This is a genomic window from Lysinibacillus sp. NPDC097868 (assembly GCF_044761135.1).
Classification (GTDB): Bacteria; Bacillota; Bacilli; order Bacillales_A; family Planococcaceae; genus Lysinibacillus.
In genome coordinates this window covers 114,414-126,555 of sequence record NZ_JBIWBS010000004.1, presented here as the reverse complement: position 1 = coordinate 126,555, position 12,142 = coordinate 114,414, and the positions used below count along the sequence as shown (strand labels likewise).

Annotated in this window: 14 protein-coding genes; 2 read left to right on the top strand and 12 right to left on the bottom strand. The window is 37.8% G+C overall.

The genetic code is table 11. The features are described from left to right. Positions 1–71: 71 nt before the first annotated feature. The gene (locus tag ACIQXJ_RS19705) at positions 72–710 is read right to left on the bottom strand and encodes a BMQ_0737 family morphogenetic spore coat protein (RefSeq protein ID WP_401013247.1); all 639 of its coding nucleotides are present in this window, start codon (positions 708–710) and stop codon (positions 72–74) included. Between the two features lie 225 nt (positions 711–935). Between ACIQXJ_RS19705 and ACIQXJ_RS19700 the strand changes: the two genes are divergently transcribed. Further along, entirely contained in the window at positions 936–2,219 is a 1,284-nt protein-coding gene (locus ACIQXJ_RS19700) for a hypothetical protein (RefSeq protein ID WP_403056738.1), read from the top strand. 333 nt (positions 2,220–2,552) lie between these two features. Further along, on the top strand, positions 2,553–3,188 hold the full coding sequence (locus ACIQXJ_RS19695; protein ID WP_340821886.1) for an exosporium glycoprotein BclB-related protein: 636 nt from the start codon (positions 2,553–2,555) through the stop codon (positions 3,186–3,188). A 112-nt stretch (positions 3,189–3,300) separates the two neighbouring features. On the opposite strand, the gene ACIQXJ_RS19690 is transcribed toward ACIQXJ_RS19695, so the two are convergent. The 11 genes from ACIQXJ_RS19690 to ACIQXJ_RS19640 all read right to left on the bottom strand — a co-directional run bounded on the left by ACIQXJ_RS19690 (position 3,301) and on the right by ACIQXJ_RS19640 (position 12,139). Further along, positions 3,301–3,813 carry a YfiT family bacillithiol transferase gene (locus tag ACIQXJ_RS19690; protein ID WP_403056735.1) on the bottom strand — a complete coding sequence of 171 codons (513 nt, stop codon included), beginning with the start codon at positions 3,811–3,813 and terminating at the stop codon, positions 3,301–3,303. A 175-nt stretch (positions 3,814–3,988) separates the two neighbouring features. Next, a complete protein-coding gene (locus tag ACIQXJ_RS19685) occupies positions 3,989–4,630 on the bottom strand; it encodes a hypothetical protein (RefSeq protein WP_403056732.1) in 642 nt (213 codons plus the stop codon). A 5-nt stretch (positions 4,631–4,635) separates the two neighbouring features. Beyond that, complete coding sequence (locus tag ACIQXJ_RS19680; RefSeq protein ID WP_403056729.1) at positions 4,636–5,103, bottom strand: GNAT family N-acetyltransferase; 468 nt, start codon at positions 5,101–5,103, stop codon at positions 4,636–4,638. Between the two features lie 90 nt (positions 5,104–5,193). Then, positions 5,194–5,955: an alpha/beta hydrolase gene (locus tag ACIQXJ_RS19675; RefSeq protein ID WP_403057064.1), complete on the bottom strand. Its 762-nt coding sequence runs from the start codon at positions 5,953–5,955 to the stop codon at positions 5,194–5,196. 14 nt (positions 5,956–5,969) lie between these two features. After that, positions 5,970–6,752 carry an ABC transporter ATP-binding protein gene (locus ACIQXJ_RS19670; RefSeq protein ID WP_403057061.1) on the bottom strand — a complete coding sequence of 261 codons (783 nt, stop codon included), beginning with the start codon at positions 6,750–6,752 and terminating at the stop codon, positions 5,970–5,972. Between the two features lie 29 nt (positions 6,753–6,781). Continuing rightward, positions 6,782–7,813 (bottom strand): FecCD family ABC transporter permease, encoded by a 1,032-nt coding sequence (locus ACIQXJ_RS19665; protein ID WP_403056726.1) that lies wholly within the window; start codon positions 7,811–7,813, stop codon positions 6,782–6,784. Continuing rightward, positions 7,806–8,813, bottom strand: coding sequence for a FecCD family ABC transporter permease (locus tag ACIQXJ_RS19660; protein ID WP_403056723.1), 1,008 nt, complete (start codon positions 8,811–8,813; stop codon positions 7,806–7,808). The genes ACIQXJ_RS19665 and ACIQXJ_RS19660 overlap by 8 nt, the downstream gene beginning before the upstream one ends. Before the next feature lie 90 nt (positions 8,814–8,903). Continuing rightward, a complete protein-coding gene (locus ACIQXJ_RS19655) occupies positions 8,904–9,884 on the bottom strand; it encodes an ABC transporter substrate-binding protein (RefSeq protein ID WP_401013270.1) in 981 nt (326 codons plus the stop codon). Positions 9,885–10,253: 369 nt separating this feature from the next. Further along, the gene (locus ACIQXJ_RS19650) at positions 10,254–11,081 is read right to left on the bottom strand and encodes a helix-turn-helix domain-containing protein (RefSeq protein ID WP_403056719.1); all 828 of its coding nucleotides are present in this window, start codon (positions 11,079–11,081) and stop codon (positions 10,254–10,256) included. Then, positions 11,072–11,548, bottom strand: coding sequence for a DinB family protein (locus ACIQXJ_RS19645; RefSeq protein ID WP_403056716.1), 477 nt, complete (start codon positions 11,546–11,548; stop codon positions 11,072–11,074). Before ACIQXJ_RS19645 ends, ACIQXJ_RS19650 begins: the two co-directional genes overlap by 10 nt. 18 nt (positions 11,549–11,566) lie before the next feature. Further along, the gene (locus ACIQXJ_RS19640; RefSeq protein ID WP_403056713.1) at positions 11,567–12,139 is read right to left on the bottom strand and encodes a nucleotidyltransferase family protein; all 573 of its coding nucleotides are present in this window, start codon (positions 12,137–12,139) and stop codon (positions 11,567–11,569) included. Positions 12,140–12,142 lie beyond the last annotated feature (3 nt).

Below are 12,142 nucleotides of genomic sequence, written 5' to 3'. Positions count from 1 at the left end.
GTAACAAAAATAAAAAAAAGAGAGGATAATCCTCTCTTTAAGGTATGACATATGTTTATGTGTTAGCACTCTTAACCCATAGTTGGGAAAATAACAGAGCATTGCTTTGGACGAACCGTTGACGGGCATGAGAATGGTAAATCTGCTCTTGGCTCGCAGTAATTTGCTAAGAATTCCACAGTAACTGGGAATGTGGACTGAATACTTTGACAAACTGCTACTGTTATTGTCAACGCAGAGAACGTAATTGTTCCAGTACCAGCAGTAAGCGTACCTGTTGTACACACGAAGCAATCTAAATCAGTATAAAGAATTTCTACATCTGTTCCTTGAGGTGCGCATAATGTAACTTGTTCACAACGTGATACCGGAATCTCACTACTTGTTAATACAGCTCCAGTTGGTAAAGTAACAACAATCGTAAGAATGAAGTTCTTCTGAATATTTAAGTGCTGTAGACAAACTGTTGCTCCATCAATAGAAAATTGACGGTTCTCACGATTTAAAATTACGATTGGGTTTGTCGCAGCCGGAGTTACTCTACATGTGACAGTTGCACCTGTTAAAACCGTCGCCGGTGTTATGCCTGGGAAGGTAATTGCACCAGTTGGAGAAATATCAAATGACATTTCCTTTACAATCCAGTCATATACTTTATCGACGTTTATACAAATCAGTTCGCGCGCCTGGGATGGCATATTATCTTGCATCCTTTTGACACCTCCATAAGTTTTTTATCTTTCGTTTGTAGCATATGATTTTTAGCGTTAAGTGCATGGGCTAACAAATAATTTACCATGATAATTATTCAACAAGTGTTATTGCTATTTACTATTAAAGAACACTTTTCTCCCTTTCGATTAGGATTAAATGATTTGTAACAGAAAGTGGGGGTTTTTAATAAAATACTAATGGACTGAAAGGGGTGAAATGCAATGGAAGATTCAAAGTTGTACTCCACTCAAGACATTGAAAAATTAAAAGAAAAAATCGATAGCTATAAAGAAACGTTAACAACATTAAAAATGGGTACTTCAATCGAAGATTACTTATTTATGAAAAATGAGTTTGAGGATCTAAAAAAACAAATTGTACATTTAGAAGGACTCACAGAAACAATTGATGGCAAACACAGTATGCAAATTAAAGAATATGAAGAGCAAGTCAAGCAGCTTTCGATTCATATTGAATCCCTCAATCAAGCAATTGAGGAAATGAATCAAGAAATTTTAGCCGTATTAAATAAATTAATAACCGTTGAAAACAATATACCAAAAGACAATTTTCCAACAAATGTTGATGAAAGCTCAGTAAAAAGTATAGCCCTTCCTTCAAGAAAACTTTTAGAAAAAATAGAGCAAACTACTGTACAACCACCATTACCTACTACTGAACCAAGTTATAAATTCCTTCAAGATTTGGCTGGTAAAGCTTTTAATATGAACAATGGAATACCATTTGCTCCTAATGATAATCCTGTACAAAAACAAGAAGAACGCCATTTTAACCAGCACTATTTTCAATCCATCAATACACACCCAAGTCAGATTTATAACGGTTTATATAGAAACACCACAGCTGAATCAACTTTTCATTTTAAAAATGCAGCCGACACGCAAGGAATCCCAGTAAGCGTTGTAGAAGCAAATAGTTTAACAGCTCCTATAGCAAATGAGGAGAAAACGGAAGCTATTGCTCCTACTGCTAATGACTTGGGCATAACAGAGGTCTCTGCTCCTACCACAAATGATTTGGACATAACAGAAGCTGCTGCTCCTATCACAAATGGCTTGGACATAACAGAAGCTGCTGCTCCTACTACAAATGAATTAGAGAAAATAGAAGCCTCTACTCCTAACGCAAATGATTTGGAGATTATAGAAGCCTCTGCTCCTACCGCAAATGAATTAGAGATAACAGAAGCCTCTGCTCCTACCGCAAATGAATTAGAGATAACAGAAGCCTCTGCTCCTACCGCAAATGAATTAGAGATAACAGAAACCTCTACTTCTATAGTTCATACATCTTCAATTATTCAGACTGATCCTTCTCCTTTAAGCGTATCGAATGAAAACATAGAACTAGTAAGGGAAGAAAGCATTGCACAAATGGAGTTCAATAACCAAAGTGAAGATATAGATATAAAAGAGGTAGTGGAGGAAGAAGTGAAGAAAGAAAAAAATTCTTTATTTTTCAATCTATTTCGTAGACGGAATTAGCTTGAGACCTCGGAGGAAAAACAATTCAACGGTATAAAATCAACCATCATTATTCCTATAGGTAAATGTCCAATAGGTATTCAAAAATACATATTGGACTTTTTTACGTCCAATCTTTGAATTCTGCTTTCAAGTGCCTTGAAGAACATTTACACATGATGAACGTGTAATAGTGGCTTTAAAATTTTTTTAAGTAGACAATAGACTAATCTGTATCACTTACAGGCATTTTTCTCTTTTTCTTGTATTGTCAAAATAGCTTTATGTATGTAGTTAATAGCCCTTTTTCTTTATTCTTCTATGAATAGAATAATGAAGAAAGGAGGTGTAAATATGTTCTTAAATAATTCTATGTCTAATAGTGGATGTGGTTGCTCATCTAGATCTGGTAATATGGAATGCCAAAATTTCGGCCCATTTTTAGCGATTGATGCTGCATGTATTCCACCACTACAACCAGTTACTGAAGGTTCCATTATCCCATTCTCTTCTGGGGTTACACCTGTTGTGTTAACTTCTTTAGTAACAGGTTTAATCGCTACACCATCCCTTATTGGATTCGGTACTGCAGTTCCTGGTGTTACGCTCGTTGGAGAAACACTTGATTTATCTGGCGTAGTAACGGAAGCATTTACGGTACCACGCGCAGGTAATATTACAGGCCTTTCTGCATCATTCTCTACTACGCTTGCCGTTACTCTAGTTGGTAGTACTACAGTTACTGCTACAATCTATCGTGCACCTGCTGGAAGCACGGTTTATACAGCTACAACTGCAACTGTTAATTTAGCTCCGCCATTTACAGGCATTATAGCACTAGGTACTACAGCATTTGGTTCAGGCAGTTTTGCACCTGTTCCAGTGACTGCTGGTGACAAACTAGTTATGGTGTACTCTATTACTACAGCTGGTGTAGCTGTTGCTCAAGTACTTACTGGTACAGCAAGTGCTGGCATTACAATTCAATAAATTAAATTTTTAACGTCCCAGTTTATTCGGCTAAAAATCCACACACATTTGAATAGTCAAAATAAAATAAGGCGACTTTCCTCAGAAGTGAGGATAAGTCGCCTTTTTTATTTTATTTTGCAAGAGCATTTTGTATATGAGCAAGATGATGCTTTCCATGCCATGCATACAGAGCGAGTGCTTTTTCAAGCGTCATTAGCCCGTTGTCTGGATGCTGAAAAGCCCGTTGTAATTGCTTATCCGTTAAACTTGTCAGCAAATAAACCCATCGTTCATGTAAACTTTCAAGTAACTTATAGGAAGTGGCAACAGGCATATCAGAATCCGGAAGCACTGCCCAATCCTCTTCATTATATGGCTTAATAGTCGGTGTATCTTCGGTTAAAGCTAATTTAAAGCGAATAAAACTATTCATGTGACTATCCGCCAGATGATGGACCAGTTGCGTTACAGTCCAACCATTCTCTCGGTAGGATTTCGCTAATGATTGTTCACTTGCTCCACTTAATGCCTCCGCTAATTGCCTTGGCAATAGACGGATATCATCAATCCATTTCTGTACTTGCTGTGCGGTCACTACTTCTGGAAATTGAAATTGTCCAATCGGATATCGTAAATCGTTCATTTAGCTCGCCCCCGTTTCTCTTTCTAATTTCATTATACTACCAATTTAGAAGTTTCATTTCATTTAAATTTAAAATTCTATCGGCGATTGTGTGAGTTTTATCGGCGTTTTGGCATTTCTATCGCTGATTACTCGACTTTTGCGGGCGATTCTGGCACTTTTACCGGCGATTGCCCTATTTCATAACAAATCCAACTAATGATTGCAATGGATGTTTAATCGCAATGTCGAACTCCTTTTCAAATTGTTGTGCCGCTTCGACCATCGAAAGCTGGGCAACAGAAATTAACCGACCTTCGCCCATTATTTCCCGGAAATATTGCATAATTGCATTATTATACAATTGCTTTTTCCCCTGCATAATAAGTTCAAATGTATTGTCTATTACCTTCGCCTGAACGTTTATCGCTTTATCATGAAGCTTAGCATATTGGTAGAGTCTCTCCATCGTTCCCTCCACCGTTGCAGGGTTTGTAAAAAGTATTATTTGTGGTTGCGTCACTTCGCAAAGTGATTGAAAAAAAGGTTCATCTATTTTTATAATTGGTAAGGATAATGACATTTCTTCTTCCTTTAACAACGCAATATAATTTGTGCATGTAATTAAAATTGCATCGACATTACAGCTTGCTATCCATTCCACTTGCTCCTTCACCTTTAATGACAAACCGCCAGTACCCTTTGCCACATGCTGAATAAGTCCCGGATCAACAAAATGCTCAAGCTCTGTTTCATGATAACTATTAAATGCCTGCTCTATGTAGTCTATATTTGAATAATGTGCGTGCAAACAGCCTATTCTTTTCTTCAAATGCACTCCCCCTAGAGTTTCTTTTCCATTGTTACAATCGGAAGAGAAAAGCCATTACGATTTTCTCCTATCGTTTCTTTAGTGATAACATATCCTAACGAGCGGTATAACTCAATATTACGTGGTACATTCATACGAACTTTACATTCACTAATCCTTTTCCCATGTGCACGTGCATAATTTTCAAGTTCCACTATTAATGCTTTTGCCAAACCTTGCCCCTGCTTTTCAGGAATTACAGATAATCGAAAGAAATAAATGCCTTGATTACTCAACGTAAATCGAACCATCGCTACAGGTTGATCTTCCATATAACTTATAAACGCTTGCTCGCCATTATTTAGTGCCTGTTCAATTGATTCAACTGTTTCACTTAATGCACTGGATGGTGGCGTTGCATGTTCATATTCTTTAAAAGCCTGAAGCATTAATTTATGCACTACTTGTGCATCCTTACTATCTGCCAAAATAATTCCCATTTAAGTCACACCCTTTATGATTGTAAATACATAATATTGTATTTATATCCATAAGTAAACCGCATTACCAAAGATAATGCGGTTACTGAATTAATATTTATTCACAAAACGTATTGCTCTACTCATTACAGTGGGTACGACAGACGCATGATTTTCGTGCAATGCTTCATAAAATTCAATACCCATTACTTGCAATAGCTCATTAGCCATTTGTTGTCCGTCATCTACCATAAAGGTTTCAAGTTCCCCTACACCGATAAATAATTGTTCGTTCACTTGCTTGTACTCTTCCATAAACACGCTTGCCTTCTGGAACAATTCATGTTCATTCCACCAGATGGAAGGGCTTATGGCTATATAACGTTGGAAACTATGTTTTTCATTAAATAATTGCCACAACACAAAATAACCTGCTAAAGAGTGACCAAATAAAGTTTGATGCTGTTCATTCGCATGGAATTGTTGCTGAATTTTTGGCTTTAATTCCTCCTGTAAAAAGCGACTAAAACTCACCGCACCTCCATGCTTATCATATCCATTTCCTTTAAATCTTGCAGGATAGCTATACGTTTCGGCTGGTGCTGTAAAATCATAAAAACGTCGTTCATGCATATCAGCCCCATGTCCTACACCGACGACAATGGCAGGTACTATGCCTGTTTTGGGCGCATTACGACTTTGCAGGCGAATTGCTTCCTTTACTAAATTGAAGTATGACGATCCGTCTAATACATATAAAACAGGAAAGCCACCTTGAGGTATTTCCCCTTGAGGTACATAAATGTTTATCGTATACGTATAATCAGTAAACTTCGAAGTCATTTCATAAGCTATAAAATCTGTTACGTTAATTGCTTGTTCTACAGTCATTTATCTTCCTCCTTTAAAACATCATAGCCATAACATACCGGGGTGTTTGTTGCTGGATCTTCCATAATTCTTGCCGTAATATTAAACACTTTACGCATGACGTCTGCACATAAAATTTCCTGTGGTGTTCCCGTTTCCATCACAACACCTTGACGCATCGCAATTAAATGATCTGAATATCTTGCTGCATGGTTAATATCATGCAAAACCATGACAATCGTACAGCCATGTTGTTCATTTAAATTTTTTACGATATCTAAAACCTCTAACTGATGCGCCATATCTAAATAAGTCGTTGGCTCGTCTAACAACAAAATGCTCGTTTCTTGTGCTAATGCCATTGCTAGCCAAACACGCTGACGTTGACCTCCAGAAAGCTGTGCAAGCTCTCGATTGCGATACTCCAATGTATTTGTGACCGTTAAGGCCCATTCAATCATTTCTCCATCCTTCTTCGTTAAGCGATTGACATTATTACGATGTGGATAACGACCGTATGCAATCAGCTCCTCTACCTTTAACTGTCCTGGTGCAATGGGCGTCTGTGATAAGATTGCTAACTTTTTCGCAATTTCTTTCGTCGACAAATTCTGCATATTTTGTTCCTGTAAATAAACCGTTCCCTGTTGTTTCTTTAAAATGCGTCCTATTGTCTTTAATAAAGTCGATTTTCCACAACCATTAGGACCTATAATAGTTGTCACTTTTCCCTCTTCGATCGTTAAATTCAATCCTTCAAATACACGAACATGCTCATAACCTGAGGACAAATTTTCCATTCTAAATGCAGTTTGCACACTACTTCCTCCTATGCTTTTGACTTCACTAGTAAATACAAGAAGTACGGAATACCAATAATTGAAACAACAATACCAACTGCTAGCTCTGAAGGTGCAAAGACAGTTTTACCGATAAAGTCAGCGAATACAAGCAGGCATGCACCTATTAGGGCACTCACCGGCATTACATAACGATGTTGAATACCGACAAGCTGTTTAGCAATATGTGGCGCCATTAATCCAATAAAACCAATACTTCCGGAGACTGATACACAGGCGCTTACTAAGCCTACACTCGCCAATAATAATTTAATTTTCTCTTTTTCTAGCGCTATGCCTAAGCTTGTAATACTGTCTTCTTCTAATTGAAAATAATCGAGTAAATACGATTTACGATATACATAAAAACCTAGCAATAGGAGCCATGGCAACATCGACACAACAAAAATCCAATTGGCGTTATAAATCGAACCAGCCATCCAAACTGCGGCCGATTCATAATCTTGCGCATTCATTTTCAACGATAGAAACAGCGATAATGCACCAAATCCACTATTAATAGCAATCCCTGTTAAGATCAGTCGTTGCATATCTAGGTGGCCATTTTTCATGGCAAAAGAAAAAATTAAAGCTGCGGCCAACGTACCGCCCACAAAACCGAAAATCGGCATGATTAAAATAGATAACCAGCTACTGACATCCGCCGTCACTACACGGAATTGGAAAAAAAACATAAAAATGACTACTGCTGCACCCGCACCAGCATTAATACCTAAAATCCCTGGATCTGCTAAGCCATTTCGTGTAATGCCCTGTAGCACAACCCCTGCCATGCCTAGCCCCACACCAACAAGTGCTGCTATTACAATTCGAGGTAAACGAAATTCAAAAATGACAAGATCATATTTTGGGTTTGGCTCAATACGTAAGAGTGTTTTTAGTACATCTAATACTGACATATCAAAAACGCCATTGGTAATATGGAGGTAGCTTGCCCCTAAAATAAATAATAGAAGGATAGCAACAGTCGTAATGACTACACGGGAAGTTTTTTTATGCATGCTTTTCACCTCCGTGCTTACGAACTAAGTATAAGAAGAATGGGACTCCAACTAGCGCTGTTAATACACCAATTGGCGTTTCGTATGGATAATTTACATAACGACTGAGCACATCACAAAGTGCTAAGAAAAATGCTCCTATTACCGCTGCACATGGAATAATAAAACGATAATCCACACCTACAAGGAAACGCGTAATATGTGGAATGACTAACCCGACAAAAGCTATTTTTCCGACAAGTGCAACCGCCGTACCTGTTAAACATACAACTGCAAGCATACTAACAATTTTTACTGCTTTTGTTTTTTGTCCAAGACCTAAGGCAATATCATCGCCTAATGCGGTGATTGTAATAGCTCTTGCCGATAATAATGCAAGAATAAGGCCAATTAATCCGAAAGGTATTGAAAGTACGAGCATATCATTGTCTACCGTATGTACCTTAGTGTTATACCAAGCGCTAACCGTTTGCGACACTTGGAAATACATTGCTATTGCTGTCGCGATACTACTCAAAAATGTCCCTATTACTGTTCCAATAATGGCTAGACGAACTGGGGATAGCCCATTTCGGATTAGAGAGCCAAAACCGAAAACGATGCCAGCACCCAATGCAGAGCCAAGCATAGATAGCAATATCATTTGATAATTTGGAAGTCCTGGAAAAAACACAATCGCTAATGTAATAACAAATGCGGAACCATCATTAACGCCCATCAATGACGGAGAAGCTAAATAATTTCGAGTAATACCTTGCATAACCGCACCGGCTACTGCCAAAAACGCACCTACTAATAATACAGCGCAAATTCTAGGAATCCGACTAGTCCTTACAATTTGATGATCAATATTTCCAGCGTCAAATGCCGTAAGTGCTTGCCATACAGTTAAGGAGCTAATATCCTTTGTTCCGTACATGACAGAAATTAAAGCCACAATCGCAATTAAGAAAGGTGAAGCTACTAATATAGAAAATGATACTATGTTTGTTTTTTTCAACTGCCACACCTTTTTCTATTTAATCTTTATCTTATAAAAGGCTGGTAATAGCCCGGTGCTTGCACCAATTCTACTACCAGCCTACTGCTTCTATTTAAGTAATTTTTCCGCTGCAACATCTAGGAATTTCACCTTAGACCAAGCAGTACCACCTTGAGCCAGTGGATCAATTGCATTGACGAAAATCTGTTCATTTTTAGCTGCTTTCAAGCTTGCAAAAATCGGATTCTTTTGTAGATCTTCTAATGCTTTCGGGGCATCTGTATTTTCAGATTCCTCAAACTGTAAGAAAATCGCATCTGGGTCGACCTGTGCTAACGTTTCAAGTGAAAGTTCTGCTTGCGCTTTTGTCGTTGTTAAAATTTCAGGTACTGGTGCACCTAGATCTTCATAAAGAACTGGATTTAAGTAAACGCCTGCAGGATAGATATACATAACACCGCCACGTAAGCGAATAATTAATACTTCCTTGTCTGCTAGTTGCTCTTTAGATTTAACCTGAGCGTCCGCTACTTTGGCTTCATAGTCGGCAATAATTTTTTTAGCATCATCTTCTTTGCCAGTAAGCTGCGCAAGAAGTGTTAAGTTTTCTTTCCAATTTGTTGAAATATGTGAGTAAGGAATCATTGTTTGAATTTTATTTAATTTTTCAGCAGTTTCTTCAGGAAATTTCGAAGTACCGATAATAACATCTGGATCAAGTGCTAAAATTGCCTCTGCATTCGGCTCCATTTTATTTCCGACAAGCGTTGCACCTTCTAAATCTTTTGAAAGATATGATGGAATTTTGCCACCAATATCAAGTACACCAATTGGCTTGATACCAAGCATTGCAGCATCTTCCATTGATTCTAAGCTTGCAGCTACAATGTTTTCCACCTTTGCAGGTAGTTCATACGTTTCACCTAAATATGTAATGCTCTGTGTTTTTGCTTGGTCTGTTTGTGTTTCAGTTGTACTTGTTTCTGCTGCTTCATTTTTGACAGGTGTGGACTCCTCTTTATCTGTACCACACGCCGCAAGGGATAGTGCTAAAAGTGCAGGTGCACACATTTTGATATATTTATTCACAATGAATCTCTCCTCATTATTTTCGTCTACTTATGATAATGATAATCATTTTCATTTATAAGTCAATAGGAATTTGCTATTTAATTGATAGCCATTATCATTTACGAACTCTATCCTACCAAAGAGAAAAATAGTTGTGAATGGACAATTTTATTTTCTATATGGACTTTTGCCGAAATTATTGTAAAAAAAGATGCTGATTCATAAGAAAAAAAGTGTTAGATTGACCGCAATCAATCTAACACTTTTTTTCTATATCGGTGTCGTCAGCTATAGAGGATGCTTTCCTCAGGTTTACCAGCGATTTTTTTATCTTACTGGCGATTTACGAGTTTTTATCGGCGATTTCTCTCGTTACCTTTAAATATATCAAGCTTCTTCCATCATTATTTTTCGATATGCTGTTGGAGACATTCCAGTGCTTTTTTTAAATACCCTGCTAAAGTAAAAGCTATCAACATAGCCTACACATTCTGCAATTTCAGTTACTGTAGAATCGCAATATCGTAGCAAGTCCTTTGCCCGTCGCATGCGATATTCTGTTAAATAGCTACTAGGATTCATACCTGTATGCTGTTCAAAAAGATAGGCAAATCTTCGACGCTCCATACCAAATTCCTGTGCAATTTTAGACACTGATAGTGGTTTCGAATAATGCTCGTGAATGTATTGTATAACCTGCTCCATCATTTCATTTGCTGTATCAAGAACCTTCATTTTTGCCGAAATTAAAATTGTTTCCACTAAATTCATAAATATCGACTTTGATTTAAATGTTGCCATACTACCTGGCATTGCATAACTTTCTATTAGCTGTTGTATGAGATTAATAATTTTTGAGTTTTCTCCTGTATTGATTAAGAAATGCTGTGCTGCTAATGGATTAATAGCCGCCTCTTCTGCAGGTATATGATAATGGACTACCGCATACTCCCACACTTTATCACCGATCGTATGTATCTCTATTGGCATTTGTGGCCCCGCATGAACAACCATTCCTGGCTCCATGAGATAGGGCGTACCATTAAAGCTAAAAGACGCACTGCCTGCTAGTGGAAAGACTAGACCACATTTCCCCGGCGCTGTTGTACGCCCGATATCCTTTCGATCTGGTTCCATTTTATTCGTAAAAATATCAACAAAATTCACTGTTGCCTGTGCATAATAATCAATGATTTGATTTATATTTATCTCCATTCCATCTCACCTATAACATTTTGGACTTGTGAAAAATGATGCAAATCATGTTCTACTAAGCCAGAAAAATAACTGTAAAGTGTAAGCTCAGAGTGCGCGATTTTAAAGCTCTGCTGCCACAATTCATCTGGTAAACGCGAAAGGGCATCTAACAGTAAACGCCTACTATTAAGTAACGCTTGCAATGTTTGCTCCATACTTTGTAAATGACTACTACTCGCTGCTTCAGCATTCATCTGTTCCACATTGGGCCCCTTAGGTAACTGCTCTTTTGAAAATAGAAATGGAATGCGCTCATGCAATACAAATTCATCCCATTGAATTAAATGTCCAATCACTTCGGCAACTGTCCACTTCCCTTGTTGTATTGGTGAACGCCACTGCTTGTCTGTAACATGCGAAAGTTGCTCTAGCCACTGTATAGATTTTTCATAATGCATAAGTATTTGCTTCTTTTCTGGATGCAATTCTTTCAGCTCCTTTAGCTATACTGATGTTACAAATACTAATTTTGGCCAGTTATTATGCCATCGTTTGTTATGTATCCTCTTTTGATAAATGTCATGCAATTGTGTATTTTCATCAAAATAAGGTGTAGGCGCAACAATACCCGACAGCAATTGTTGTATGCCATAAGGCGCTGCAATTTCCAATGCACCTTGTGTAAGCCTTACGCCAATCGCTGTAGGTATTTCAGGAAAGTGTGCAATTCCATCAACAGAGGATTGATACGGATTACAATCGTTTACGACATGCATTCTAGCTTGGTTTTTCACAGACCATGGTTCTTTAGGTAAGAGTTCTAATAATCGCTGCTCATATTGCTTCTCTAGTTGTTCTGAAATATGCTGTTTATCGAAATAAATGACATCAATATCACCTAATGGCGTTCTCTCTTGATAATCATGCATATAATCCCACACCTTTGAACGAATAAATCCAGCACATACCCAACTGTCCGATAATTGTAGTTGCTCGACACAGCGTAATATTTCCATCATCCACGGATCTGACTCTATTAAAGTTATTAAATCTCTTTCTGTTAGTAACCGCTTCATTCA